Source organism: Micromonospora rhizosphaerae (genome assembly GCF_900091465.1).
GTDB lineage: Bacteria > Actinomycetota > Actinomycetes > Mycobacteriales > Micromonosporaceae > Micromonospora > Micromonospora rhizosphaerae.
Genome location: NZ_FMHV01000002.1, coordinates 1,023,031 through 1,048,169 on the forward strand (window position 1 = coordinate 1,023,031; position 25,139 = coordinate 1,048,169).

At 72.7% G+C, this 25,139-nt stretch carries 22 protein-coding genes and 1 pseudogene; 12 read left to right on the plus strand and 11 right to left on the minus strand.

The features are described 5' to 3' along the window. Positions 1 to 226 precede the first annotated feature (226 nt). From GA0070624_RS34590 to pdhA, 4 genes are all read right to left on the minus strand, one after another. Positions 227 to 364, minus strand: coding sequence for a hypothetical protein (locus tag GA0070624_RS34590; protein WP_165878079.1), 138 nt, complete (start codon positions 362 to 364; stop codon positions 227 to 229). 221 nt (positions 365 to 585) lie between these two features. Then, entirely contained in the window at positions 586 to 2,034 is a 1,449-nt protein-coding gene (locus tag GA0070624_RS04995; protein WP_091337048.1) for a dihydrolipoamide acetyltransferase family protein, read from the minus strand. Between the two features lie 5 nt (positions 2,035 to 2,039). Then, the gene (locus tag GA0070624_RS05000) at positions 2,040 to 3,029 is read right to left on the minus strand and encodes an alpha-ketoacid dehydrogenase subunit beta (RefSeq protein WP_091337051.1); all 990 of its coding nucleotides are present in this window, start codon (positions 3,027 to 3,029) and stop codon (positions 2,040 to 2,042) included. Further along, complete coding sequence (gene pdhA, locus GA0070624_RS05005; RefSeq protein WP_091337053.1) at positions 3,029 to 4,213, minus strand: pyruvate dehydrogenase (acetyl-transferring) E1 component subunit alpha; 1,185 nt, start codon at positions 4,211 to 4,213, stop codon at positions 3,029 to 3,031. Before pdhA ends, GA0070624_RS05000 begins: the two co-directional genes overlap by 1 nt. A gap of 491 nt (positions 4,214 to 4,704) precedes the next feature. Between pdhA and GA0070624_RS33760 the strand changes: the two genes are divergently transcribed. Continuing rightward, positions 4,705 to 5,526, plus strand: coding sequence for a hypothetical protein (locus GA0070624_RS33760; RefSeq protein ID WP_141714933.1), 822 nt, complete (start codon positions 4,705 to 4,707; stop codon positions 5,524 to 5,526). A 96-nt stretch (positions 5,527 to 5,622) separates the two neighbouring features. Here GA0070624_RS33760 and GA0070624_RS05015 read toward each other — a convergent pair whose 3' ends face one another. From GA0070624_RS05015 to GA0070624_RS05025, 3 genes are all read right to left on the minus strand, one after another. After that, positions 5,623 to 6,849: a hypothetical protein gene (locus GA0070624_RS05015; protein ID WP_091337060.1), complete on the minus strand. Its 1,227-nt coding sequence runs from the start codon at positions 6,847 to 6,849 to the stop codon at positions 5,623 to 5,625. Between the two features lie 90 nt (positions 6,850 to 6,939). Beyond that, positions 6,940 to 8,604: a GTPase gene (locus tag GA0070624_RS05020; protein ID WP_091348190.1), complete on the minus strand. Its 1,665-nt coding sequence runs from the start codon at positions 8,602 to 8,604 to the stop codon at positions 6,940 to 6,942. A gap of 17 nt (positions 8,605 to 8,621) precedes the next feature. Then, a complete protein-coding gene (locus tag GA0070624_RS05025; protein ID WP_091337062.1) occupies positions 8,622 to 10,469 on the minus strand; it encodes a GTPase domain-containing protein in 1,848 nt (615 codons plus the stop codon). Positions 10,470 to 10,689: 220 nt separating this feature from the next. Here GA0070624_RS05025 and dnaK point away from each other — a divergent pair, with 220 nt between their 5' ends. From dnaK to GA0070624_RS05050, 5 genes are all read left to right on the plus strand, one after another. Continuing rightward, complete coding sequence (dnaK, locus tag GA0070624_RS05030) at positions 10,690 to 12,546, plus strand: molecular chaperone DnaK (RefSeq protein ID WP_091337064.1); 1,857 nt, start codon at positions 10,690 to 10,692, stop codon at positions 12,544 to 12,546. A gap of 47 nt (positions 12,547 to 12,593) precedes the next feature. Continuing rightward, a complete protein-coding gene (grpE, locus tag GA0070624_RS05035) occupies positions 12,594 to 13,361 on the plus strand; it encodes a nucleotide exchange factor GrpE (protein ID WP_091337066.1) in 768 nt (255 codons plus the stop codon). An 85-nt stretch (positions 13,362 to 13,446) separates the two neighbouring features. Further along, positions 13,447 to 14,625 (plus strand): molecular chaperone DnaJ, encoded by a 1,179-nt coding sequence (gene dnaJ / locus GA0070624_RS05040; protein ID WP_091337068.1) that lies wholly within the window; start codon positions 13,447 to 13,449, stop codon positions 14,623 to 14,625. A gap of 30 nt (positions 14,626 to 14,655) precedes the next feature. Beyond that, positions 14,656 to 15,096 carry a heat shock protein transcriptional repressor HspR gene (locus tag GA0070624_RS05045; protein ID WP_091337069.1) on the plus strand — a complete coding sequence of 147 codons (441 nt, stop codon included), beginning with the start codon at positions 14,656 to 14,658 and terminating at the stop codon, positions 15,094 to 15,096. A gap of 125 nt (positions 15,097 to 15,221) precedes the next feature. Continuing rightward, positions 15,222 to 15,428, plus strand: coding sequence for a hypothetical protein (locus tag GA0070624_RS05050; RefSeq protein WP_091337071.1), 207 nt, complete (start codon positions 15,222 to 15,224; stop codon positions 15,426 to 15,428). A gap of 124 nt (positions 15,429 to 15,552) precedes the next feature. Here the strand turns inward: GA0070624_RS05050 and GA0070624_RS05055 are convergent, their stop codons facing one another. From GA0070624_RS05055 to GA0070624_RS05070, 4 genes are all read right to left on the minus strand, one after another. Further along, a complete protein-coding gene (locus tag GA0070624_RS05055; protein WP_091337073.1) occupies positions 15,553 to 15,984 on the minus strand; it encodes a hypothetical protein in 432 nt (143 codons plus the stop codon). Positions 15,985 to 16,160: 176 nt separating this feature from the next. Then, the gene (locus GA0070624_RS05060; protein WP_091337075.1) at positions 16,161 to 17,369 is read right to left on the minus strand and encodes a cation:proton antiporter; all 1,209 of its coding nucleotides are present in this window, start codon (positions 17,367 to 17,369) and stop codon (positions 16,161 to 16,163) included. 5 nt (positions 17,370 to 17,374) lie between these two features. Continuing rightward, positions 17,375 to 17,875 carry a cation:proton antiporter regulatory subunit gene (locus GA0070624_RS05065; RefSeq protein ID WP_091337077.1) on the minus strand — a complete coding sequence of 167 codons (501 nt, stop codon included), beginning with the start codon at positions 17,873 to 17,875 and terminating at the stop codon, positions 17,375 to 17,377. 350 nt (positions 17,876 to 18,225) lie between these two features. Continuing rightward, positions 18,226 to 18,435, minus strand: a complete 210-nt coding sequence (locus GA0070624_RS05070; protein ID WP_425413537.1) for a GntR family transcriptional regulator — start codon at positions 18,433 to 18,435, stop codon at positions 18,226 to 18,228. 65 nt (positions 18,436 to 18,500) lie between these two features. On the opposite strand from GA0070624_RS05070, the pseudogene GA0070624_RS05080 reads away from it, so the two are divergent. The 6 genes and pseudogenes from GA0070624_RS05080 (at position 18,501) to GA0070624_RS05105 (ending at position 25,081) form a co-directional block, all read left to right on the plus strand. Continuing rightward, positions 18,501 to 18,753, plus strand: a pseudogene (locus tag GA0070624_RS05080) (hypothetical protein). A gap of 204 nt (positions 18,754 to 18,957) precedes the next feature. After that, a complete protein-coding gene (gene clpB, locus GA0070624_RS05085; protein ID WP_091337079.1) occupies positions 18,958 to 21,549 on the plus strand; it encodes an ATP-dependent chaperone ClpB in 2,592 nt (863 codons plus the stop codon). A gap of 144 nt (positions 21,550 to 21,693) precedes the next feature. Beyond that, positions 21,694 to 22,074, plus strand: coding sequence for a hypothetical protein (locus GA0070624_RS05090; protein WP_245718666.1), 381 nt, complete (start codon positions 21,694 to 21,696; stop codon positions 22,072 to 22,074). 70 nt (positions 22,075 to 22,144) lie between these two features. Further along, on the plus strand, positions 22,145 to 22,960 hold the full coding sequence (locus tag GA0070624_RS05095) for a hypothetical protein (protein WP_091337081.1): 816 nt from the start codon (positions 22,145 to 22,147) through the stop codon (positions 22,958 to 22,960). A 100-nt stretch (positions 22,961 to 23,060) separates the two neighbouring features. Continuing rightward, positions 23,061 to 24,086 carry a hypothetical protein gene (locus GA0070624_RS05100; protein WP_425413490.1) on the plus strand — a complete coding sequence of 342 codons (1,026 nt, stop codon included), beginning with the start codon at positions 23,061 to 23,063 and terminating at the stop codon, positions 24,084 to 24,086. A gap of 113 nt (positions 24,087 to 24,199) precedes the next feature. Then, positions 24,200 to 25,081 carry a hypothetical protein gene (locus GA0070624_RS05105; RefSeq protein WP_091337083.1) on the plus strand — a complete coding sequence of 294 codons (882 nt, stop codon included), beginning with the start codon at positions 24,200 to 24,202 and terminating at the stop codon, positions 25,079 to 25,081. Positions 25,082 to 25,139 lie beyond the last annotated feature (58 nt).

The window sequence follows — 25,139 nt, forward strand, 5'->3', positions numbered from 1 at the left end:
AGGCATCCGGGGAGCATCGGTCGTCACTCACCGTTACCGGGCGGTGTCGATCGGCTTCTATCGGCGCGATCGGGCCCCGGGGCGGGTGGGTGGCGACCGAGCCCCACCGTACCGGGCGGTGCGGCGGGGTGGAACTCCGGTCTCAATCGACCGGTAACGCCGAAGACCCGCCCGGCTGAACCGGGCGGGCCTTCGAACTGGAGGAGGTGAGGAATGTCGTGGAGCGTCAGCTCATGTGACGCTGGGCGATGGCGAGCAGCTCGTCGCGGACCGCCGGGGAGTTGGCGGAACGCAGCGCGTGCTCGATGGCGCGGGCGCGGCGGTTGGCGTCGCGGCGGTTGCGAATGCGCTCGATCATGCTCATCTGGGTCTCTCTCCTGGCTATTCGGTTGTCAGCCCCTTGATGTCTCTATTGAACAGCAGAACGCCGCCAACTTCCATCGATTATTAGGTGAGCTGTGACACCTGCCGAAGAATCGTAGGCCAGGAGCCGCGAGGGCCGAAGTTTTCTTCCCCCAACGGACACGGCCGGTGTGCCGGGCGTTCACCCGTGGCACACCGGCCGTGGCCTGGTGACGTGGACCGTCAGGTCCAGGCGAGCAGCGCCGCCTCCGGATCGGCCAGGAAGTCTCCGACATCGCGGAGGAACTTCGAGCCGAGCTCACCGTCGATGATCCGGTGATCGAAGGAGAGGCCCAGCGTGGTGACCTGCCGCGGGCGCACCTTGCCCTTGTGCACCCAGGGCATCTCGCGGACCGCGCCGAAGGCCAGGATCGCCGACTCGCCCGGGGGCAGGATCGGCGTACCGGTGTCGACGCCGAAGACGCCGACGTTGGTGATCGTCAGCGTGCCGCCGGACATGTCGGCCGGCGAGGTGCGTCCGGCCTTCGCCGTCTGCACCAGGTCGGTCATCGCGTCCGCCAGCTCGCGCAGCGAGAGCCGACCGGCGTCCTTGATGTTCGGCACGATCAGGCCGCGCTCGGTGGCCGCCGCGATGCCGAGGTTGACGTACTCCTTGACCACGATCTCGTCGCCGGCCCAGGTCGAGTTGACCATCGGGTGGCGCTTGACCGCCAGCAGCATCGCCTTGGCGACCAGCAGCAGCGGCGAGACCCGGACGTCCCGCCACTCCCGTCGGTTGCGGAGCCGGTCCAGGGCCTTCATCGCCCGGGTCACGTCGACGGTCAGGAACTCCGTCACGTGCGGGGCGGTGAACGCCGAGCGGGACATGTTCTCGGCGGTGAGCTTGCGTACCCCCTTGACCGGGATGCGCTGCTCGCGGTCCGCGCCGAAGCTCGCGGCCGTCGTGGCCGGCGCGGCCACCGTCAGCGGCTCGGCGGCCGTGGTGGTCGCGCTCGCCGCCCGCTGTACGTCCTCCCGCGTGATCGAGCCCAGCGGGCCCGAGCCGGTCAGCGTGACCAGGTCGACGCCGAGGTCCTTGGCGAGCTTGCGTACCGGCGGCTTGGCCAGCACGGGCCCGCCGCCGTTGACCGCCGGTGCGGGCGACACCGGCGCGGCCGGGGCCGGCGCGACCGGAGCCGGGGCCGTGCTGGCCTGGGCCGGCACCGGGGCGGCGCCCTTGCGCGGTCGACGCTTGGCCGCCGTGGTCCGCGGGCCGTAACCGACCAGCACGGCGGTACGCCCACCCGGGGCGGCACCCCCGATCAGGCCCGGCTCGACCATGCCCTCCTTCGGCGCGATCTCGACCGCGGCCAGCGAGGCCGCCGACGGGGTCGGCAGGTCCTCGCCGGCCGCCCCGGGCGTCGACGGCTCGATCGGGCCGGCGTCCGGGTCGGTGTCGATCGCGATGATCGGGGTGCCGACCTCGACGGTGCTCCCCTCCGGGTGGAAGATCGCCTGCACCCGGCCGGCCCACTTCGCCGGGATCTCGACGGCCGCCTTGGCCGTCTCCACCTCGACGATCGGCTGGTTCAGCTCGATGACGTCGCCCACCTTGACCAGCCAGGCGAGGATCTCGCCCTCGGTCAGGCCCTCGCCCAGGTCGGGGAGGTTGAACTCCTTGATCCGCGACATTCCACTCACCAGCCGAAGGTGCGGTCGACGGCGTCGAGCACCCGGTCGAGGTCGGGCAGGTACTCCTCCTCCACCCGGGCGGCCGGGTAGGGGGTGTCGAAGCCGGTCACCCGAAGCACCGGGGATTCCAGGGAGTAGAAGCACTCCTCGGTGATCCGGGCCGCGATCTCGGCGCCGAGACCCAGGTTGCCCGGGGCCTCGTGCACCACCACGCAGCGGCCGGTGCGCTTCACCGACTCGTACGCGGTGGTCAGGTCCAGCGGGGAGAGCGAGCGCAGGTCGATGACCTCCAGCTCCCGGCCGTCCTCGGCGGCGGCGGTCGCCGCGTCCAGGCAGGTCCGCACCATCGGCCCGTACGCCAGCACGGTGGCGTCGGTGCCCGCCCGGGCGACCCGGGCCGAGTGCAGCGGGTACGCCTCCGACAGCGGGGCGTCGAGCTCGACCTGGCCCTTCTCCCAGTAACGCCGCTTCGGCTCCAGGAAGATGATCGGGTCGTCCGAGGCGATCGCCTGCTGGATCATCGAGTACGCGTCCTGCGGGTTGGCGCAGCTCACCACCTTCAGACCGGCGGTGTGCGCGAAGTACGCCTCGGGCGACTCGGAGTGGTGCTCGACCGCGCCGATGCCACCGCCGTACGGGATCCGGATGACCATCGGGATCCGCACCTTGCCCTGCGAGCGGTAGTGCATCTTCGCCACCTGCGACACGATCTGGTCGTACGCGGGGTAGACGAAGCCGTCGAACTGGATCTCGCAGACCGGGCGGAAGCCGCGGATGGCCAGGCCGACCGCGGTGCCGATGATGCCGGACTCGGCGAGCGGGGTGTCGATCACCCGCCGGTCACCGAAGTCCTTCTGCAGCCCGTCGGTGATCCGGAAGACGCCGCCGAGCTTGCCGACGTCCTCGCCCATGATGACGACCTTCGGGTCGTTCTCCAGGGCCTTGCGCAGGCCGGTGTTGAGGGCCTTGCCGAGGGTGAGGGTCTCCGTGGCCATCAGTGCGCGCTCCCCTCGAACGACTCCATGTACTTCGTGAACTGCTCGCGCTGCTGGTCGAGCTCCGGGGACCCGTTGGGGTAGACGTGGTCGAACATCGTCGCCGGCTCGGGGTTGGGCATGGCGAGCACCCGCTCGCGCAGGTGCACCGACTCGGCGCGGGCCTGCTCGTCGACCGAGGCGAAGAAGTCCGCGTCGGCGATCTGCTGCTTCTCCAGGAACGCCTTCATCCGGGCGATCGGGTCCTTGGCCTGCCAGGCCTCGACCTCGCTGGCGATCCGGTAGCGGGTCGGGTCGTCCGAGGTGGTGTGGGCGCCCATCCGGTAGGTGTACGCCTCGATCAGGCTCGGGCCCTGCCCGTACCGCGCGTTGTCCAGCGCGTGCCGGGTCACCGCGTACGACGCGAGCACGTCGTTGCCGTCCACCCGGACGCCCGGGAAGCCGAAGCCGCCCGCCCGCTGGTAGAGCGGGACCCGGGTCTGCCGCTCCAGCGGCTCGGAGATGGCGTACTGGTTGTTCTGGCAGAAGAACACCAGCGGCGCGTTGAACACGCTGGCCCAGACGAACGACTCGTTGACGTCGCCCTGGCTGGTGGCACCGTCACCGAAGTAGGCGATCACCGCCTCGCCGTCGTCGCCGCCGGTCTTGCCGTCCATGGCGACGCCCATGGCGTACCCGGTCGCGTGCAGGGTCTGCGCTCCGATGACGATCGTGTACATGTTGAACTTGAACTCGTTCGGGTCCCAGCCGCCCTGGTCGACGCCGCGGAACAGGCCCAGCGGCATGATCGGGTCGATGCCGCGGCAGTAGAGGACGCCGTGCTCCCGGTAGGTCGGGAAGGCCATGTCCTGGGCACGCAGCGCGCGGCCGGAACCGACCTGCGCGGCCTCCTGGCCCAGCAGGCTGGCCCAGAGGCCTAGCTCGCCCTGCCGCTGCAGCGCGGTCGCCTCGGCGTCGAGCTTGCGCACCAGCACGAGGTCGCGGTAGAGCCCGCGGTACTCCTCGTCGGTGAAGTCGACGCGGTACTCGGTCCCGTCCGGGCCGGTCGCGCTCTCGATCCGCTCGCCCTCGGGCGTCAGCAGCTGTACGAGTGCCGGGTCGCCGGCGCCCGCCGAGGCGGCTCGCTTGGAACGGGGTGCGGCCCGCCGGCCGCGGGTGGTGACCCCGGGGTCGCCCTTTGCCATCCGTCTCTCCCTGTCGTGTCTGCGCCGGCGCCGGGGGTGACCCGTGCCGCGCAAATCGTGCGCCGCCCGGCTGGTGCCGGGCTGGTTCCTGGCGGCCGCGCCTAGCCCCGGTGAGGGTTGCCGCGCGGCGTGAGCCGGATTCTGGGGAACCCGGTTCGGGAGCGCCGGCGCCGTTCCGCACCTGCCGCCGGGTGCGCGGAGGTGGCGGCTGCGTTGCCGTCGTGCCTGAATGATTGCAGAGGAGGTGAGCGGGCCCACAGTACGGCCCTCCGCGTCGGCGACGTTCCGCCTGCTTCGCGACGCATGAGCTTTTTGTCGCTCGAACCTCCGACGGGCGACGGACAACTTGTGTGTCGACACGCTGTGCTGGGTGGTGAACTGAGCGTTACTGGTTCAAGCTGACTGGGGGCCGGATGCGCCTTTTGTCCGGTCGTTGGGTGTCGGAGGCCCGCCGACCGTCCCTGCCCGCGTCGATGACGAGGAGTCCGCCGGTGTCCGAGCCAGTCGAAGGTCCCGGTGCTCCGCTCCTCGGCCGTTCCCGCACCGTCCCCGGCGGCTACCGGCGGCTCGTCGGTGCGCACCGCGCCCACGGCCCCGGCGGCCCGAGCCGGGGCTACCTCTTCACCGTGGCGCTGCTCGCCGGCACCGCGTCGATGCCGATCCTCGCCGCGATCAGCGCCGGGTCGGCCACGATCGGCAGCACCGCGCTGCCGGACAACAGCACGCCGTTCATCCCGACGCCCTCGGTCGGTCCGGTGGTGATCCCCGCGACCGGCCAGCCGGGGGTGAGCCCGTCCCGGACCTTCACCATCCGACCGACCGTCGCCGGCACCCCGCCGCCGCTGCTCCCGGCCGCCCGGATCCCGCCGGGCCCGTCCGATCCCGGCTCGGCGCGACGGCCGCAACCGGCCGCCTCGGCGCCCGCGTCCAGCCCTGGGCCGACCCGGGTCGCCGCGTCACCGACCCCCTCGCCGCGCCCCTCGCCGATGCCCTCCTGGTCGGAGTCGCCGGGACCGGACCGGTCGCCGGGGCCGAGCCGCCCACCCGTCGTACCGGTGCCCCACCCCTCGCCCACGCCGGCTGCGGGCAGGCTGCTGCAGCGCCCTCCCGCGTCGCCCGCGCCGATCCTCGGCCCGATCCCGACGTCGCCGTTCGTGCTGCCCAGCCCGTCGCCGCAGCGCCCGGTGCCGGGGACGGAAGGCCGTGGTGCCGGCACGGCCCCGGCGTCGGCGGCCGGCTGGTCCCCCGTAGGGCTCGGCGACGACAGCCTCATCCGGCTGGTGGTCGGGGTGGTCTACGCCGCGCTGGGCTGAGCGCCGGCGTGGAGATCGACCGCCTGGCGTCGAGCTACGGCCGGCGCCTCATCGGCGTCGCCCCCAGGCCGACTAGCCCTCGTCGAGCGGCGAGGGTCAGGCGTTGTCGTCGGTGAGGCGGTGGCGGTTGGCCTCGATCCAGGCGTCCAGGGCGGCCGGGTCGTCCGGGTCGACGCCGTCGGCCATCAGCTGGGCGACCGCCGCCGTCGCGGGGCTGCGCCGCTCGCCCGTGCTGTAGAGCCGGGCGAACTCGGGGACCATCGCCTCGATCACCTCGTCGGTCCGCCGGGCCGCCGCCTCCGGCAGCCCCCGCTGCCGGGCCGCGTACGCCGCCCAGCCGCGGAGAACCCGGGGCAGCATGGCGGCGTCGTCCATGTCCAGCACGGCCCGCCGGTGCACCCAGTCGAGCAGGAACAGCTCGGCCACGGTCGGGCTCCACCGCATCGGATCGGCGTCCGGGAAGCTCTCCGCGTGGTCGAGCAGCAGGCCCAGGCAGAAGTGCAGCGAGGCCAGCCCCGGATCGTCGACGGTGTCCAGGTCGAACCGGGCCGCCTCCGGCGAGCCGAGGAAGCCCCGGATCAGCCGGGTCCGCTCATCGCCGGTCAGCGGCTCGCCGGCCCCGACCCCGGTCGTCTCCGCCGGGGCGGTGGGCAGCATGGCCAGCCGGGCGCCGACCAGGGCCCGGTCGGTGGCCAACGAGCCCCCGGCCGGCAGCTCGCCCAGGTCGTCGGTGACGGCCAGGTGGCGGGTCACCTCGCCGTGCATCCGGGCCGGGTCCTCGGTGCGGAACCAGGTCAGGTCGTCGGCGGTGCACATTTCCCGCACCTGGTCCAGAATCCGCCCGGCGGGGCCGCCGACGAAGACGTCCTTGGTGATGCCGATGTTGTGGTCGACCAGGGCCACCATCGCGTGCTCCGGGCCGCCCTCGGCCTCGTCGTAGGCGAAGGTGGCCAGGTAGGAGGTCTGGTCGCCGTACACGTCGCCGTAGGCCCAGGTGCCGGTGAGATGGACCCGGCCGAGCTGGCCGGACCAGGCCGGGGCCTGCGCGCCGGGGCGAACCCGGCCGACGCCCTGGGCGTCCGGAACCAGTGCGGCGAAGACGGCGCGGATGGTGGTCGCAGCGGCGCTGCGGCGGCGGGAGGTGGCGGCGAGGAAGCCGGTCACGAACTCCCGGACGGCGGTGTCCCGGTCGGTCTCCGCGACGGCGTAGACGCTGCCCAGCAGGGCAGCCCCGAGGATCTCCGCGTCGAGCGCGCAGTCGAGCCTCGTCACGTCGCGGGCGGCGTGCAGCACCGCCTCGTAGGGGGTCTGTGGCGTGGCCATGCCCCGACCCTACGCCGCTGGGCCGACCTGGACACGGCGAGCGCTTCGAGCCCGCTCGGCGCGTCTCCCGATCGCCGGGTGCGGCGGGGGTCAGCGGCGAGCGGCGTCCTGCAGCGCCTCGCGCGCCCGGCCGTATCGGCTCAGCACCGCCCGCACCGGGACCAGCACGTACTCCTCGCCGACGTTCCGGACGGAGACCATGAGTCGCTTCTCCGCCCGGTGGCGGGCGCGCCGCGCCGCCCATCGGATGACCGGCCTGGTCAACGCCGCCACCAGCAGCCCGGCGAGCAGGCCGCCGAGCAGCAGCACGGTCGGCAGCGGGGCCTCGCCGACCCTCGGATACTCAAGCGCCGGCAGGCCGAGCGCGCGCAGGCCGTAGCCGAGCGCGAGCCAGCCCAGCCCGGCCACCGCGGCGAGGGTGACCAGCCACTGGAGACCGCCGACGACCCGCCACCAGGCCGGTCGCCGGTCCATCCCCAGGTCGGTGCCGGCCACCGCGCGGTCCAGCGCGTCCGGCAGGTCGCCGAGCCGGGACCGGGCCGCGGCGGTCACCGCGGTCGGCCAGGGCGCCGGCAGGCCGGCGCCGGAACCGTCGGCCACCGCGCGGATCGCCAGCCCGAGCGCCGAGCGCTGGGCGGCGGTCGGATCGGGTACGGACGTCGCGGCGACCAGGCTCTCCGCCGGCTCGTCGGCATCCGCGCCCGAGCCCGGCAGGTGCAGCCGGCGCAGCGGATCCGGTCGCAGTCTGCGCCAGCCCCGCACCAGCGGCCAGCCGGTCGTCCCGCCCGCCCGGTGCCGGTACGCGGACTCGACCGCGTCCGCCACGGCGTGCACCCCGGCCGCCCCGGCCAGCGCCCGGGTCAGCTCCCGCGCCGACGCGTCGTCCGGCCCGGTGCGCGGGGGCTCGGCGGCGACCAGAGGTGCCAGCTCGGCCACCACGGCGTCCACGTCGCCGGCCTGCCGGCGCAGGGCCGCCTGCCGTTCGGCGACCGTACGCTCCAGCGCGGCGCGCAGCCCGTCCAGGCTGTCCGGGTCGACCGCGACGGTGGGCAGCAGCGGGACCCCGGCCAGCCCGTCGGCGTCGAGCAGCCGGCGCAGGTCGTCCAGGACCCGGGGCAGCTCGGCCGGGGGCAGTCGGTCGGCCTGGTTGAGCACGACCACGGTGACGTCCCGGTGCCGGTGGAACTCGCGCAGGTAGCTGGTGTGGATCACCCGGTCGGCGTACTTCTGCGGGTCGACCACCCAGACCACCAGGTCGACCAGGCCGAGCAGCCGGTCCACCTCCAGCCGGTGGGTCCGCTGCACCGAGTCGAAGTCCGGCAGGTCCAGCAGGACCAGGCCGTGCAGGCCGGACTCGTCGTCGCCGTCCAGGGGGCTCTCCCGGACGAACCGGTGCCGGGGGAGCACCCCGATCCAGTCGAGCAGCCGGCTCGCGCCGCCGAGCGGGCCCCAGACGCAGGCGTGCGCCACGCCCGTCGTGGGCCGGCACACCCCGACCGGAGAGAGGTCCAGCCGGGCCAGCGCGTTGAACAGGCTGGACTTTCCGCTGCCGGTGGCACCGGCCAGGGCGACCACGGTGTGGTCCCGGGAGAGGGCGAGCCGGGTGCCGGCGCGCTCGACCACCGTGTGCGCGGCGACCAGCTGGGCATCGGGTACCTGGCCGTCCACCGCGCCGAGGAACTGTCGGAGCGCCTCAAGGCGGGCGATCAGGCCGTCCGGGTCGACCCGCTGGTCACCCCGGAACGCCTCGCGCATCCGACCGACGATGTTGCTCACCGGCGACCGCCGTCGTCGGTGGCGGCGGGCAGCGCCGGTCCGTCGGCGCGGGAAAGCCCGCTGCGGTGCCGGGCGAGCTCCACCCGACTCGCGGCCTCCCGCAGCGTGGCGCCGGTGTCCACCGCCGGGCGGGCCTCGGCCGTCCGGACGAGAAAGCGGGCCGCCTCCTCGTCGAGCAGCGCGCCGACCCGGTCGAGCAGGTCCCCCCGGGCCTTGTTGGCCAGGTTGCGCACCGCCTGGTCGCCGAAGATCGCCTGGAGGACCGCCTGCGCGGCGACCGTGGTGCCGGCCCCGGTGGCCACCTCAAGGCCGGTGGGGATGAAGGCGGTGGAGGCGAAGACCGCGATCATCACGGTCAGGCCGGTCGCGTTCACCGCGTACGCGGCCGTCCGCGCGACGAAGCGGCGGTCGCCGCCCTCGGCCCGGACCAGCTCCAGCACCCCGCGCTGCCAGTCCCGGACCAGCCGCTCGGCGCGCGCGGCCAGGTCGTCGGAGGAGTGGGCGAGCGCGGGTTCGAGCAACGCGGCCCCGGCCGGGTGCGCCTTCCATCCGGTGTACGCGTTCTCCGCCGCCTCGGCGGCCACCCCCCGCAGCAGGGTGACCAACTGCGACTCGATGGCGCTGCGCAGCTCGGCGGCGGGCGCCGGGCGCCCGGTCACCGCGGCGACCACCCGGTCCCGCAGTCGACCGATCCGCGCCTCCAGGGTCCGGAAGAGCTCGCCGGTGCCGACGAACTCCTGCCACCGGGCCAGCACCTCGCCGCGGAGCAGCCGGCCGTCCTTCAACCCCTGCTCGACGGTGCGCTGCGCCCCCCGGTACGCCGCCCGGACCCGCTCGTCGAGCGCGTCGGCGGCAGCCACCTGCTCGTCCGCGGCGTCGGCCAGCCCCTCCACTGCTGGGTGCAGGGCGGCGAGCGCGCCGTACAGGGTCTGCCGGACCACGGCGGCCCGGGCGTCGGCGTCCGCGGCGAGCCGGGAGAACCAGGCGCTCAGCGGGGCGGTGACCTTCTCGGGGAGCAGCCCCTGCCCGTCGACCCAGGTCTCGGGCAGCACGAAGAGCGGCGCCGCCCCCAGGTCCTGGGCTTCGAGCATCTCCGACAGGTGGGCGGAGATCTCGTCGGCCGCCTCCGGCGGCACCCGGTCGAGGACCAGGGCGATCACCGCGCCCCGGGCCCGGGCGCTGCGCAGCAGCTCCCAGGGGACCGCGTCGGCGTACCGGGCGGCGGTGGTGACGAAGAGCCAGAGGTCGGCGGCGGCCAGGAGCTGCCCGGCGAGCGCCCGGTTGGCGTCGACCACCGAGTCGATGTCGGGCGCGTCGAGGAAGGCCAGCCCCGCCGGGAGCGCCGGTGCGGTGACCAGGTGCAGGGTGCCCGGGTTCTCGCTGGGTTGGTTGGTCCGGGTCAGGCCGGGGAGCAGTTCGCCCTGGCGGAACCAGGCGGCGTCGGCCGGGTTGCAGACCAGCACCGGGGAGCGGGTGGTCGGGCGGAGCACGCCGGCGGCGCTGACCCGCGCCTGGACCAGGCTGTTGACCAGGGTCGACTTGCCGGCGCCGGTGGAGCCGCCGACGACCACCAACAGCGGCGCGTCGAGCCGGGCCAGCCGGGGCAGCAGGTAGTCGTCGAACTGGTCGGTGAGGCGGGCGGCGACGTGTCGGGCCGGCTCGGCCGAGGGCAGGGTCAGCGGAAAGCGGGCCGACCCCATCGCGGCACGCAGGCCGGCGAGCGCGGCCGGCAGACCCTCCGCGTTGGTGGCGGGCGGGGGGTCCTCCCCGGCATCCGGCGATCCGGTGCGGGCTGCGACGGCGGGCGCGCCGGAATGGGTGGCGGGATCGCCATGCGTCGTCACTGCTAAAGCGTGCCCGACCGACGCAAGGGAAGACAACCGGACGGTAATAACGGTCGGGTTGCGTCGGGTCGACTCAACCTCGACTTGCGGTTTCCGGCCGGCGTGGCAGTATTGAGTCCGGTTCACTCAACTTGTGGTGCGGTCGCTGCGGGCGACCCGCCGGGCAGCTCAGTGGGCACTGCCGCTGACCTGCTCACCGTTACGAAGCGAGGAAGCGAACATGGCACGTGCGGTCGGCATCGACCTCGGCACGACGAACTCCTGCGTCAGCGTTCTTGAGGGCGGTGAGCCCACCGTCATCGCCAACGCTGAGGGCTCGCGGACGACCCCCTCGATCGTCGCGTTCGCCCGCAACGGCGAGGTGCTCGTCGGTGAGGTCGCCAAGCGCCAGGCGGTGACCAACCCGGACCGGACCATCCGGTCGGTCAAGCGGGAGATCGGCACCAACTGGACCGTCGACATCGATGGCAAGAAGTACACCCCGCAGGAGATCTCGGCCCGCACGCTGATGAAGCTCAAGCGGGACGCCGAGGCTTACCTGGGCGAGCAGATCACCGACGCGGTGATCACCGTCCCCGCCTACTTCAACGACGGCCAGCGCCAGGCCACCAAGGAGGCCGGTGAGATCGCCGGCTTCAACGTGCTGCGGATCGTGAACGAGCCGACCGCGGCCGCCCTGGCGTACGGGCTGGACAAGGGTTCCAAGGAGCAGACCGTCCTGGTCTTCGACCTGGGTGGTGGCACCTTCGACGTCTCCCTGCTGGAGCTCGCCGAGGGCGTCATCGAGGTCAAGTCGACCAGCGGTGACAACCACCTCGGTGGTGACGACTGGGACCAGCGGATCATCGACCACCTGGTGAAGACCTTCCGTGGCGAGCACGGCATCGACCTGTCTCAGGACAAGATGGCGATGCAGCGGCTCAAGGAGGCCGCCGAGAAGGCCAAGATCGAGCTCTCGGCCGCCACCACCACCAACATCAACCTGCCGTACATCACAGCCGGGTCCGCCGGCCCGCTGCACCTGGACGTGACGCTGACCCGCGCCGAGTTCCAGCGGATGACGCAGGACCTGCTGGACCGCTGCAAGGGCCCGTTCGAGCAGGCCGTCAAGGACGCCGGGATCAAGGTTTCGGACGTCGACCACGTGATCCTGGTCGGCGGCTCGACCCGGATGCCGGCCGTGACCGAGCTGGTCAAGCAGCTCACCGGCAAGGAGCCCAACAAGGGCGTCAACCCGGACGAGGTCGTCGCCGTCGGCGCCGCCCTGCAGGCCGGTGTCCTCAAGGGCGAGGTGAAGGACGTCCTGCTGCTCGACGTGACCCCGCTGAGCCTGGGCATCGAGACCAAGGGCGGCATCTTCACCAAGCTGATCGAGCGCAACACCACCATCCCGACCAAGCGCTCCGAGGTCTTCACCACGGCGGACGACAACCAGCCGTCGGTGCTGATCCAGGTGTTCCAGGGCGAGCGGGAGATCGCGGCCTACAACAAGAAGCTCGGCACCTTCGAGCTGACCGGCCTCCCCCCGGCGCCGCGTGGCGTGCCGCAGATCGAGGTCACCTTCGACATCGACGCCAACGGCATCGTGAACGTGCACGCCAAGGACCTGGGCACCGGCAAGGAGCAGAAGATGACGATCACCGGCGGCTCCTCGCTGCCGAAGGACGACATCGAGCGGATGCGCCGGGACGCCGAGGAGCACGCCGAGGAGGACAAGCGTCGGCGCGAGGAGGCGGAGACCCGCAACCTGGCCGAGGCGCTCCAGTGGCAGACCGAGAAGTTCCTCGCCGAGAGCGGTGACAAGCTGCCCAGCGAGAACCGCGACCAGATCAACGAGGCCCTCGGCGAGCTGCGCAGCGCGCTCGGCGGCCAGGACATCGAGAAGATCAAGGCGGCCCACGAGCGGCTGGCGCAGGTCTCTCAGCAGGCCGGGTCGCTGCTCTACTCCCAGCAGCAGGCCGAGCAGGGCGGGCAGCCGGGTGCCGGCGCGACCGGCGGCGCTCAGGCCGGTGGCGCTCAGGCCGGCGGCGGCGAGGACGTGGTCGACGCGGAGATCGTGGACGAGGACAAGAAGTGACGTTCCGCCCCGGACACGTACTCACGGCAGAGGGATGAGGTAGCCGCATGACGGAGAAGCCACGAGCCGCCGACCCGGGCGCCACCGGGTCGGCGCCGGGTGGCTCCGCGACCGCCGGGCAGGCCGCCGGCGACGAGCCGCGGGTCGTCATCCGTAACAACCGCAAGATCGGCAAGACCGGCGAGCCGGCCGCCGCCGACGCGGCGGCCGACAAGCCGGCCGAGGGGCTGGTCGAGGAGGCCGAGGTCGTCGTCGACGAGATCGAGGTCGAGGAGGCCGCGGAGGAGGGCGAGGCGCCCGGCGCCCCACCCGTGGTGGACGCCCCGGCCCAGCCGGCGGAGGGCGAAGCCGCGCCGCTCGGCGCCGAGCAGGAGGCGCTCGGGGCCGAAGTGGAGGCGCTCCGCGCCCAGCTGGAGGAGCGGACCCGCGACCTGCAGCGGGTGTCGGCGGAGTACGCCAACTACCGCAAGCGGGTGGACCGGGACCGCGGCCTGGTCCAGGAGCAGGCGACCGGCTCCGTGCTGGCCGCGCTGCTGCCGATCCTCGACGATCTGGACCGGGCCCGGGAACACGGCGACCTGGTGGGTCCGTTCGGCACGGTGGCCGAGCAGCTCATCACGGCGCTGGGCAAGTTCGGGCTCACCCCGTTCGGCGAGCAGGGTGACCCGTTCGACCCGACGCGGCACGAGGCGGTGGCGCACCAGACCTCGGCCGACGTCGAGGAGCCGACCTGCGTCCAGGTGATGCGCCGGGGCTACCAGCTCGGCGAGCGGCTGCTGCGGCCCGCACTGGTCGCGGTGGCCGACCCGGAATAGTGCGACAGCGTCACCTGTTCGTCCCGTCCGCCGGCATCCGGCGGACGGGACGAACAGACCAGGTCATTCGGAAGGGGGTGGACCGGTGAGTTCCAAGGACTGGCTTGAGAAGGACTACTACGCCGTGCTGGGCGTGGAGAAGTCCGCCTCCTCGGACGAGATCAAGAAGTCGTACCGGAAGCTGGCCCGGGAATCGCACCCGGACCACAACCCCGGTGACCCGAAGGCCGAGGAGCGGTTCAAGGCCGTCTCCGAGGCGTACGCGGTGCTCGGCGACGACAAGAAGCGCCGCGAGTACGACGAGATGCGCTCGCTCTTCGGCTCGGGCGCGTTTCGGCGCAACGCCCGCGCGGGCGGGCAGCCCGGCGGGATGCCGTTCGACGTCTCCGACCTGTTCGGCGGAGCGGCCGGCGGAGCCGACACCCGGTTCGGTGGTGGCGGCTTCACCGACCTGTTCAGCTCGATCTTCTCGGGTGGCGGCGGTCCGGCCCGCACCCGCGGTCCGGCCCGCGGCCGGGACGTGGAGGCCGAGGTCGCCCTCGACTTCGAGGACGCGGTACGTGGCGTGACCCTGCCGCTGACCCTGCGCGCTCCCGGCGTCTGCGACACCTGTCACGGCAGCGGGGCGAAGCCCGGCACCCAGCCGGTGGCCTGCCCGGTCTGCCACGGCGCCGGGCTGACCACCCGCAACCAGGGGTCGTTCAGCTTCTCCGAGCCGTGCCGCAACTGCCAGGGCGTCGGTACGGTCGTGGAGGAGAAGTGCCCGGAGTGCCAGGGCACCGGCGGGGTCACCAAGACCCGCACCCTGAACGTCCGCTTTCCGGCCGGGGTGGCCGACGGCCAGCGGATCCGGCTCGCGGGCCGGGGCGAGCCCGGCGAGCGGGGCGGTCCGGCCGGTGATCTCTTCGTCCAGGTGAAGGTCCGCCCGGACGACCTGTTCGGGCGCACCGGGGACGACCTGACCCTGACCGTGCCGATCACCTTCGCCGAGGCGGTCCTCGGCACCGATCTGCGGGTGCCGACCCTGGACGGCACGGTGACCCTGCGGGTGCCACCGGGTACTCCGAGCGGTCGGGTGCTGCGGGCCAGGGGCAAGGGCGTGGTGCGAAAGGACGGGCGAGTCGGCGACCTGCTGGTCACCCTGGACGTAGTGGTGCCGGCGAAGCTGTCGGACGAGGCGCGGGCGGCGCTGGAGGCGTTCGCGGAGCAGACCCCGCCCGCCGCGAGGGAACATCTCGACGCGCGGGTGCGTCGGTTCAGTTGATGCGGTGGAGTGCTGCGGAGGTGAGCGGGGATGTCGCAGGGGTTCGTCGACTCGGGTGACCCTGCCTACGAGGCCAAGGTGCTGATGATTTCGGTCGCGGCGCGGATGGCGGGGATGCACCCGCAGACGCTGCGCCAGTACGACCGGTTGGGCCTGGTGCAGGCGGGCCGGGCGGCCGGTGGCGGCCGCCGCTACAGCGTGCGGGACGTGGTCCTGCTCCGGGAGGTGCAGCGGCTCAGCCAGGACGATGGCATCAACCTGGCCGGGGTCAAGCGGATCATCGGCCTGGAGCGGCTGCTGGAGCAGGCGCAGCAGCGGGTGGCCCGGCTGGAGGCGGAGTTGGACGCCGCCTACCGGCGGATCGCCGAGCTGGAGTCGCTGGCCTCCTTTCCGGGCCGTGACCTGGTGCCCACCAACCGCACCTCGACCGCGCTGGTGGTCTGGCGGCCCCGCCGCACCTCGGACCGCTGACCTCCGATCCCGAGCCACACCGGCCCGGTCCGCGTTGCCGGAAACCCCGGCGCGGGCCGGGCCGCTTCAGTTAGCCTGTGAACAAGCCGCTCAAACCGGATCTTTCCGACTGGCGAGGGGGAGCCATGGCGGAACAGCCGAAGAAGGGGAGGCAGCAGGCGGAGGGCCAGTTGGAGAAGGTGGCCGAGAACATCCGCGGGAAGTTCGAGGACCTCCTCAAGGGGCGCTTCGCGGACCGGATCAAGGACGGGCTGTTCGCCGATCAGGTGGACCGGGGCATCGACCGGGGACGGGCGGACGTGAAGCGCAGGGAGCAGGGCGGATCGGTCTGACGACCGGTGGCGCCGACGTGCGGGCCGGGACCCACGGGGGGTCCCGGCCCGTTCGCGTTTGAGACGCGGGCCGGGACGCAGTGACGCCGGCAGGGGGTCCCGGCCCGTTCGCCGTTTTGAGATGTCAGCCGATGCGGCGGTTCTCCCGGACCAGGCCACCCTCGCACCAGTCCCGGTAGACGAAGAGGTTCGGCCGGGCCAGCAGCACCCGGCTGTTGTGTGCCCAGTTGCGCATCAGCTCGTCACCGGACCGCTCGGCCTGCTCGACCAGTTTGCGGAAGCGGCGCTTCGGGTGGGCCCGGAAATTCGTCCGGATGCCGTCGGCGGCGTAGATGTAGAGGCAGTGCAGCGCGAACCGCCGGGCCGGGCAGGCCTGGTCCATTGCCAGCTCGAAGAGCGTCGTCACCAGGTGGTCCCCGGCGACCAGCAGGTCCCAGTCCGGGGGCATCGAGGTCAGCGGCACCGAGTCCGGCTGGTACGCCCACGCCCGCAGCTCCGCCGCCGACGGATCGACGGGGTTGGCGAAGCCGTGAAACGTCGACTCCTGCACGCTCACCGGCCAACCTTCCGCTTCCGCTGGCGGGGGCACCAGCCACCCGCGGCCCCTGGCTGCTGGGCCGACACGGTAACGCGGTTTCGCGGAGCAGCGGAAGACCTGTCAGGGAGCAATTCGGCGACCGTTGGCCGGGCCGGGTCCACCGTACGGCCGACCCGGCCTGGGAGCGCCGCGGCTCAGTCCGGTGCCGGCGCCGGTGCCGGCCGTCGCACCGGGCCGCGCCGGCGCAGCCAGCGCTTGAACCAGGGCAGGTCCGGCAGCCGGGCCAGCATCGGCCCGGTCACCACGGTGATCAGCACGTACGCGGTGGCGAGCGCCGCCAGCCGGGGCTCGACCGGTTGAGCGGCGGCGACCGCGAGCCCGGCGATGACGATGGAGAACTCGCCGCGCGGGGTGAGCGCGAACCCGGCCCGCCAGCGGCCCGGCTCGGCGATCCCGGCCCGCCGGGCGGCCAGATAGCCGGTGGCCAGCTTGGTTCCCATGGTCACCAGGGCCAGCGCCAGCGCGGGCAGCAGCACCGGGGGCATCTCCATCGGGTCGGTGGTCAGCCCGAAGAACACGAAGAAGACCGCGGCGAAGAGGTCCCGCAGTGGGGAGAGCAGTTCGGTCGCGTGGTGCGCCACCGGCCCGGAGAGCGCGATGCCGACCAGGAACGCGCCGACTGCGGCGGACACCTGGAGCTTGGCCGCGATGCCGGCGACCAGCAGGGTCAGCCCGAGCACCCCGAGCAGCAGCGCCTCCGGGTCCCGGGCGGAGAGCGCCGAGGAGATGACGTTGCCGTACCGGATGGCGACCGCCAGCACCACGACGACGGTGAGAATGGCGCCTGCCAGGGAGATCCCGCCCTTGACCAAACCGACGCCGGCCAGCAGCGCGGTGACCAGCGGCAGGTAGAGCGCCATCGCCAGGTCCTCGATCACGAGGACGGAGAGGATCACGGGGGTCTCCCGATTACCGACCCGGCCCAGGTCGCCGAGGACCTTGGCGATCACCCCCGACGAGGAGACCCAGGTGACGCCGGCCAGCACCACGCCGGCCACCCAGCCCCAGCCGAGCAGCAGCGCGAAGGCGAAGCCGGGCAGGGCGTTGAGCAGCGCGTCGATCAGGCCGGCCGGTGCGGCCGAGCGGAGGTTGCCGACCAGCTCGTTGGCGCTGTACTCCAACCCGAGCATGACCAGCAGCAGGATCACGCCGATCTCCGCGCCGACGGCGAAGAACCCCTCGCTGGCGCTGAGCGGCAGCAGGCCGCCGTGGCCGAAGGCGAGACCGGCGAGCAGGTAGAGGGGGATCGGGGAGAGGCCGACCCGACGGCTGAGCCGGCCCAGGAGACCGAGCAGCAGCAGCAGCGCGCCGACCTCGACGAGCAGCGTCGTGGTTCCGTGCATCCGCCTCAGCCGTCCGGGTCGCTGTCGGCGAGGATGGCGGTCACCCCGTCGAGACCCTGGCGGGTGCCGACCACGACCACCACGTCACCGACCGCGAAGCGGAAGGTGGGGTCCGGCGAGACGATGACCTCGCCGTCGCGCAGCACCGCCACGATGGAGGCGCCGGTGCGGGTGCGGGCTCGCGTGTCGCCCAGCGGCCGGTTGACGTACTTGGAACCGGCCGGGATGGCGATCTGCTCGGTGAGCAGCCCCGCGGCCTGCTCCCGCAGCCCGGCGAGCTGACCGAGCATCAGCGACGCGCCGAGGATGTCGGCGAGCGCCTCCGCCTCGTCATCGGTCAGCGGGATGTCGGCCTGGCAGGAGTCCGGATCGTCCGGGTCGTACAGGACGAGGTCACGGCGGCCGTTGCGGTGGGAGACCACGCCGATCCGGCGGCCGGATTCCGTCACCAGGTCGTGACGTACGCCGATCCCCGGTAGGGCAGTCTGTTCGACACGTACTCGCACGCAGGCGAGGCTACCTGTGCCGGAGGCCGGATGACCCCGCGAAGACGCTGCCCGCTGATCGTGCTGCTGCCGTTCCTGGCGGCCTGCACGATCGTCGACCCCCGGCAGCCGTCACCGAGCCCCGTCCTGGCGCCAGCGCCGTAGAAGGAGGCCGAGGCGGTCGAGGTATGCCGCGTCCGGGTCGCCGTCCCGCCTGGGTACGACCAGTCAGGTCGCCGTGGACGTGGTCGCCCAGTTCGCGACCCGCTCTGGAGTTGCCCCGCTTGTGCTACCGCATCCCGGGCCGAACCTTCGGCCCGTATTGAGCTGAATGGTTCACGTCATCAAGCGACTGCCAGAGCCGCGACAAGCTACTTCGGCTCGGCGACGAACACTCCGACCCCTTCCAGGGTCTCGGTCAGGCCCGTCGCGCGCAGGATCATCATGGCCTTGCCGACGACCGTGTCCGACACGCCGTATTCCTTGCACAGCTGCGAACGACTCGGCAGCTTGGTGCCGGGCGGCGACCTCGCGAGCGCCCACGCCGAGGTGGCTCGCGGTCGGGCGGAAACCGCCAGGATCAAGGACGCCCTTCGCGAGTGGCAGTCCCGCCAAGCCCCACCATGCCCGACCTGGCCCGGCGTCCGTGACCAAGCGGTACGTCATTCACCTGCCGATCACCGCCGCCGACCTCGCCCGGGCCAGGATCCTGGCTCGGACCGCCGCCCGCTCGCTGGCCTTCCTCACCCACGTCGACCCCCGGCGAGACCACCGTCTCCGCCGAGGACAACCAGGGGGTACGCCACCGGGCCTTCTGCGACCGCCGCCTCGACAACGCCCGACGCTGCATCCTGTGCGCGGACCACGAAACCCCCTGCACCGCGCGCCTGCCGCGCTGACCGGTCCCGGCGCTGCCAGCGGCGATAGCACCAACGAGGCAGCTCGAAAGGCGATGCATCACACGTGGGGCTGGGGTGTTGGGCATGCCCGACCAGGCGGGCGATTGTGTGCCGAGTGACCCAGGTCACACCTCCGGAGTTGAGCGGAATACGCTCAACTCTGGTTGTGTCTGTCCTAGTGGACAAGCCGATCCGGGGGAGCCCATGAACACGGAACGTCTCACCACCAAGAGCCGCGAGACCATCACCGGTGCCGTCGCGCTGGCGAACCAGCGTGGCCACGCCACCGTGGAGCCCTGGCACCTGCTGCTGTCGCTGCTGGACACCGAGGGCTCGACCGCGGCCGGCCTGCTGCGCGCTGTCGGGGCCGATCCCGCCGAGCTGCGCCGGGTCGCCCAGCGCGCGGTCGACGCGCTGCCCGCCGCGCGCGGCTCCAGCATCGCCGAGCCCACCCTGGCTCGCGAGTTCGTCAACGCTATCGGCGCCGCCGAGCAGATCGCCCGGCCGCTGGGTGACGAGTACACCTCCACCGAGCACCTGCTGGCCGGCCTGGCCCAGGTGGGTGGCGCGGTGTCGAGCGCGCTCCAGGCCGCCGGGGCCACCGAGGAGAACCTGGTCGCCGCCTTCCCGACGGTCCGCGGCGGGGACCGGCGGGTCACCACCGCCGACCCGGAGCAGACCTACCAAGCCCTGGCGAAGTACGGCGTCGACCTGACCGCCAGCGCCCGGGAGGGCAAGATCGACCCGGTCATCGGCCGGGACTCGGAGATCCGCCGGGTGATCCAGGTGCTGTCCCGGCGTACCAAGAACAACCCGGTGCTGATCGGTGAGCCCGGCGTCGGTAAGACCGCGATCGTCGAGGGCCTGGCCCAGCGGATCGTGGCCGGCGATGTGCCCGAGTCGCTCCGGGACAAGAAGCTCGTCTCGCTCGACCTCGGCGCGATGGTGGCCGGCGCGCAGTACCGCGGCCAGTTCGAGGAGCGGCTGAAGTCCGTGCTGGAGGAGATCAAGAACTCCAACGGCCAGGTCATCACCTTCCTCGACGAGCTGCACACCGTCGTCGGCGCCGGCAAGGGCGAGGGCTCGATGGACGCCGGCAACATGCTCAAGCCGATGCTGGCCCGCGGTGAGCTGCGGATGGTCGGCGCGACCACCCTCGACGAGTACCGCGAGCACATCGAGAAGGACCCGGCGCTGGAGCGCCGCTTCCAGCCGGTGCTGGTCGGCGAGCCGACCATCGAGGACACCATCGGCATCCTGCGCGGCCTCAAGGAGCGCTACGAGGTGCACCACGGCGTACGGATCACCGACGCCGCGCTGGTCGCCGCCGCCAGCCTCTCCGACCGCTACATCACCGACCGGTTCCTGCCGGACAAGGCGATTGACCTGGTCGACGAGTCCGCGTCCCGGCTGCGGATGGAGATCGACTCCCGTCCCGTCGAGGTGGACGAGATCGAGCGGGCGGTGCGCCGGCTCGAGATCGAGGAGATGGCGCTGGCCAAGGAGCCGGACGCCGCCTCCGCCGAGCGGTTGGAGCGGCTGCGCAAGGAGCTGGCCGACAAGCGCGAGCAGCTCACCGCGCTCTCCGAGCGCTGGCAGCTGGAGAAGAGCCACATCACCAAGCTCTCCACCGCCAAGGAGGAGCTGGAGCGACTCAGCGGCGAGGCCGAGCGCGCCGAGCGCGACGGCGAGCTGGAACGCGCCGCCGAGCTGCGCTACGGCCGGATCCCGGCCCTCAATGCCGAGCTGAAGCGGGCCGAGGAGGAGCTGGCCCGGCTCCAGGCCGACGGCGCGATGCTCAAGGAGGAGGTCGGCGCAGACGACATCGCCGCCGTGGTGGCCTCCTGGACCGGCATCCCCGCCGGCCGGCTGCTGGAGGGCGAGACCGCCAAGCTGCTCCGGATGGAGGAGTCGTTGCGGGCCCGCGTGGTCGGCCAGTCCGAGGCCGTAGCCGCGGTCTCCGACGCGGTCCGCCGTGCCCGGGCCGGCGTCGCCGACCCGGACCGCCCGACCGGCAGCTTCCTCTTCCTCGGCCCGACCGGTGTCGGCAAGACCGAGCTGGCCAAGGCGCTCGCCGAGTTCCTCTTCGACGACGAGCGGGCCATGGTCCGCATCGACATGAGCGAGTACGGCGAGAAGCACTCCGTCGCCCGCCTGGTCGGTGCCCCGCCCGGCTACGTCGGCTACGAGGAGGGCGGTCAGCTGACCGAGGCGGTGCGCCGCCGCCCGTACTCGGTGGTGCTGCTGGACGAGGTGGAGAAGGCCCACCCGGATGTCTTCGACATCCTGCTTCAGGTGCTCGACGACGGCCGGCTCACCGACGGCCAGGGCCGCACGGTGGACTTCCGCAACGCGATCCTGATCCTCACCTCCAACCTGGGGTCGTCGGTGATCAGCGAGCTGACCCTGACCGAGGAGGAGCGCCGGGAGGGCGTCCTCGCGGTGGTCCGGTCGCACTTCAAGCCGGAGTTCCTCAACCGCCTGGATGACATCGTGGTTTTCGCCGACCTGGAGGGCCACGACCTGCGGGCCATCGTGGACATCCAGCTGGCGCGGATGCGCAAGCGGCTGGCGGACCGCCGGCTCGGCCTGCAGATCACCGAGGCGGCGCGGACCTGGCTCGCCGAGCACGGGTACGACCCGATCTACGGCGCCCGCCCGCTGCGTCGCCTGGTCCAGTCCGCCATCGGTGACCAGCTCGCCAAGGCGCTGCTCGCCGGCCAGATCCGCGACGGCGACACGGTCAAGGTCGACCTGGCCGACAGCAAGGAAGGCCTGACGGTCACCGCCGCCTGATTCCCGTCCCACCCGGGCGGGTCCCGGCTCCCGCGGGACCCGCCCGTCGTGATCAAGAGGTTTGCGTCCCGGAGCGACGGTTCCGCGGACGCAAACTTCTTGATCAACAGGGTCAGGGCCCGGGGCGCGGGGCAATAGGGAGGCATGTTGGGGATCGGGAAGAGCAGGGACCGGGAGCTGGACGCGGCCGTCAAGGAGCTGGCGAAGGCCGACACGCTCGCCTTCGGCGGGGTGGGCATCGCCGCCACGCTGCTGCCGGCGACCGAGGCGTACCGGCACGTGGAACGGGCGCTCGACGAGCACCCGGAGGAGGCCCGGAAGAAGGTCGACTGGCTGCTCGAGCACGGCTCGCCGGCCGGCAAGGCGTACGCGGCGACGCTGCTGGAGCGGGTCGACGCGGAGGCCGGCCGGGCGGCCTGGACGAGGCTGCACGACGACGAGGGCCAGTTCACCACGTTCAGCGGCTGCATCATGGGCCGCGCCACGCTGCGTGAGTACGCCACGGAACGGCTCGCCGGCAATTGATCCACTCGCCGATCGACCCTGCCCGATCGGTCCTCCCGGCGGCTGGCGCGCCCGCCCTACCGTGCCAGCCATGATCCTGCCCGACGCCGAGCCGCCACGTCCCGCGCGGCCCACCGTGGTCACCGTCGCCTTCTGGTTGCAACTCGCCGCCGTCGTCGTCCTGCTCGGACTGATCGGGCTGGTGGTGGCCGAGGCGGTGCACTACGACGGGCAGATCGACCGGGCGTTGCGCCTGGTTCCCGACGCCGACCCGATGGAGGTGTCGGACGAGCGGATGAGCAACATCTTCATGGCGGCGTCCATCGGCGTCCCCGCTCTGCTCCTGGCCGGTTGGCTCGCCGCCACCGCCCTGCCCGTACGCCGAGGCAGCAACACCGGCCGGATCCTGGTCTTCGTGGCCGCCGGTGCCCAACTGCTGCTGTGCCTCGCCCAGGGCTGCTCGGGGGTCTTCCTCATCCCGCTCGCGCTGGCCGCCGGAGCCACCGATCCGGGCTTCGACCCGTCCGGTGACGTGCCGCCGGACGGCGCCGACTGGCAGGAGTCGAAGTTCCTCCACACCCTCTACTCGCAGGGCGACCCGCCGGACGTGGTCTTCGCCGCCGGCGGGATTGCGGTGCTGGCGGTGCTGGCGCTCACCGCGACGGTGGTGCTGCTGCTCGCGCTGCCGCAGGCCAACCGGTACTTCAAGCCCCGCCATCCAGCGTCCCCGGCGTTCGGACACCCCGCGCCGATGGGTTACGGCCCGGTCGTTCCACCGGGCTACATGATCTGTCCCGATCCCGCACTGCACCTGGCCCACCCGCACACCGAACCGGAGACGACCGCCCCGACCGGACCGGGCGGCTCAGCCGGGGCGACCACGTCGGGGACGGAGAGCGTGGACTGAGCGGGGGCGGCCGCGCCGGTGCTGGAACTGCGCCACGTTGTCGCAGCCCAGGGTGCTGGAGTACGCCCGCGCGGAGTGGCGCCGCACTAGCGTCGGGGTCATGCCTGCCCGTCCGTCCCGCCGGTCGATACCGCCCCGGGTACTGGAGGCGCCGTCGTACCTGCAGGCGTTCGTCCTGTCCGGGGTGGTGACGGTGCTGGTCACCCGGGCGTTCCTCCAGGCGGCCGGCTATCCCCGGCTCGGCGGCGGTGGGCTGCACATCGCGCACGTGCTCTGGGGTGGGCTGCTGATGACCGCCGGCCTGGGTGCCGCCCTGGTCTTCCTCGGCAGCGCGGCGCGAATCCTCGGCGCGATCCTGGGCGGGATGGGGTTCGGGCTCTTCATCGACGAGGTGGGCAAGTTCGTCACCGCCGGGACCGACTACTTCTACGCCCCGGCCGCCAGCATCATCTACGGCGCCTTCGCCCTGCTGGTCGTGATCACCCAGGCGATCCGCGGCCGGACCCGCCTCTCCGGCCCCGAGCGGACGGCGAACGCGCTGTACACGGTGGTCGGCGGGCTCGGCACCGGCCTCACCGCTCGGCGCCGGGCGGCGGTGATGCGGCTGGTCCGCGGTTGCGGCCCGGACGTCGAGGAGGCAGTGGCCAAGCTGCTCGACGCGGTGCCCCGACGCGAGCCACCCGCACCCCGGTTCTGGCAGCCCTGGCTGGTCCGGGCCCGCCGTGCGGCCGTCTGGGTGACCACCCACCGGTGGGTGGTGTCGCTGGTGGTGCTCTATGTGGTCGGCGAGCCGTTCGTCGTCGTGCTCCGCGTCGTGCAGGAGGCGATCACCGGCCAATTGCCCGACCAGCGGGAATGGGGTGCCGTGCTCGGGGTGTCGGTCTCCGCGCTGATCACCGCGGTGCTCAGCATCCGCGGGGCGTTGCTGCTGCCTCGCGACCGGGTGCGGGCCTTCCGGCTGTTCAAACTCGCCCTCCTGGTGGACCTGCTGTTCGGGCAGATCTTCAGCTTCACCGTCAACCAGTTCGGCGCGGTCTTCGCGCTCGGCGTGGACCTCTTCCTGCTCGCGGTGGTGACCGCCGAGTACCGACGGCTCTGCCGGCAGGAGCCGCCCGCCGTTGGCTGACGGCGCTGGTCGCCGCCACGGCTGTCCGGCGGCCCGGCGGCTCCCGCTCGGCGTGCCGTGCTCCGGTGGCCCGATGTCGATACGGTGTGCGAGTGATCTAGGGAGGGAGAACCATGGTCGATGCCCACGGCACACCGGCCCGCACGCGGCCGGGCGTGGTGACGATTTCGAGTTACCTGCTGATCCTCTTCGCCGCCATTCAGCTGCTCAACCTGATCCTGACGCTCTCCACCATCGGCACCATCCGCGACGTGCTGCGGGACGCGTACCGCGGCACCTCGACCAACGGCATGGAGAGGATTGCCGACTTCGCCTTCGCCGCCGCCATCGGCGGCAGCATCCTGACGGTGCTGATCTCGATCGGTCTGGTCGTCCTGGCGCTGCTCAACAACCGCGGGAAGAACGGCGCCCGGATCACCACCTGGGTGCTCGGCGGCATCATGATCTGCTGCACCGGCGGCAGCCTGGTGAGCAACGCGACCGGCGGGCTGACCGGCGGCGGCCCGAGCACCGGTGACGTGCCGAGCGCCGAGGAGATCCAGCGCCGGCTCGACGCCGCTCTGCCCTCCTGGTACGGCCCGGTCACCACGCTGCTCGGCGTCATCGGCCTGCTGGCCCTGCTCGCCGCGATGATCCTGCTGGCGCTGCCGCCGGCGAACGAGTTCTTCCGCAAGCCGCAGCAGGCCTGGGAGCCGCCCCTGCCGGGCGCCGCCTACCCGGGCTACCCCGGCTACCCGCCCGCTCCCGGGCAGCCCGGCTACCCGCCGGCCCCGGGTTACCCGCCCACTCCGGGTTACCCGCCCACTCCGGGTTACCCGCCCACTCCGGGTTACCCGCCGGCGCCGGAGCAGCCGGGCCAGCCGCCCGCGCCCGGTCAGTGGCAGCAGCCGTCCGCTCCGGAAGCGCCCGGTCAGCCGCCGGCCTCGTCCGACCGGCCCGGCGATGCGAAGCCGCCGTCCGACCGGCCCGACCCCAATCCGCCGGCGGGAAGTTGACCGGCGGATAAGAGCGACGCCAACGGTCCCTCCGAGTAGGTTGCAAGCCGACGCCTAC

Coding starts and splice junctions, on each gene's coding strand:
- GA0070624_RS05045 (WP_091337069.1), top strand. CDS start 14,656: ATGTCGCAGGGGTTCGTCGACTCGGGTGACCCTGCCTACGAGGCCAAG.
- GA0070624_RS05100 (WP_425413490.1), top strand. CDS start 23,061: ATGCCTGCCCGTCCGTCCCGCCGGTCGATACCGCCCCGGGTACTGGAG.
- GA0070624_RS05090 (WP_245718666.1), top strand. CDS start 21,694: ATGTTGGGGATCGGGAAGAGCAGGGACCGGGAGCTGGACGCGGCCGTC.
- pdhA (WP_091337053.1), bottom strand. CDS start 4,213: ATGGCAAAGGGCGACCCCGGGGTCACCACCCGCGGCCGGCGGGCCGCA.
- GA0070624_RS05095 (WP_091337081.1), top strand. CDS start 22,145: ATGATCCTGCCCGACGCCGAGCCGCCACGTCCCGCGCGGCCCACCGTG.
- GA0070624_RS05060 (WP_091337075.1), bottom strand. CDS start 17,369: ATGCACGGAACCACGACGCTGCTCGTCGAGGTCGGCGCGCTGCTGCTG.
- GA0070624_RS05105 (WP_091337083.1), top strand. CDS start 24,200: ATGGTCGATGCCCACGGCACACCGGCCCGCACGCGGCCGGGCGTGGTG.
- grpE (WP_091337066.1), top strand. CDS start 12,594: ATGACGGAGAAGCCACGAGCCGCCGACCCGGGCGCCACCGGGTCGGCG.
- GA0070624_RS05020 (WP_091348190.1), bottom strand. CDS start 8,604: ATGCGCGAGGCGTTCCGGGGTGACCAGCGGGTCGACCCGGACGGCCTG.
- GA0070624_RS34590 (WP_165878079.1), bottom strand. CDS start 364: ATGAGCATGATCGAGCGCATTCGCAACCGCCGCGACGCCAACCGCCGC.
- GA0070624_RS05015 (WP_091337060.1), bottom strand. CDS start 6,849: ATGGCCACGCCACAGACCCCCTACGAGGCGGTGCTGCACGCCGCCCGC.
- GA0070624_RS05050 (WP_091337071.1), top strand. CDS start 15,222: ATGGCGGAACAGCCGAAGAAGGGGAGGCAGCAGGCGGAGGGCCAGTTG.
- GA0070624_RS05000 (WP_091337051.1), bottom strand. CDS start 3,029: ATGGCCACGGAGACCCTCACCCTCGGCAAGGCCCTCAACACCGGCCTG.
- clpB (WP_091337079.1), top strand. CDS start 18,958: ATGAACACGGAACGTCTCACCACCAAGAGCCGCGAGACCATCACCGGT.
- dnaK (WP_091337064.1), top strand. CDS start 10,690: ATGGCACGTGCGGTCGGCATCGACCTCGGCACGACGAACTCCTGCGTC.
- GA0070624_RS04995 (WP_091337048.1), bottom strand. CDS start 2,034: ATGTCGCGGATCAAGGAGTTCAACCTCCCCGACCTGGGCGAGGGCCTG.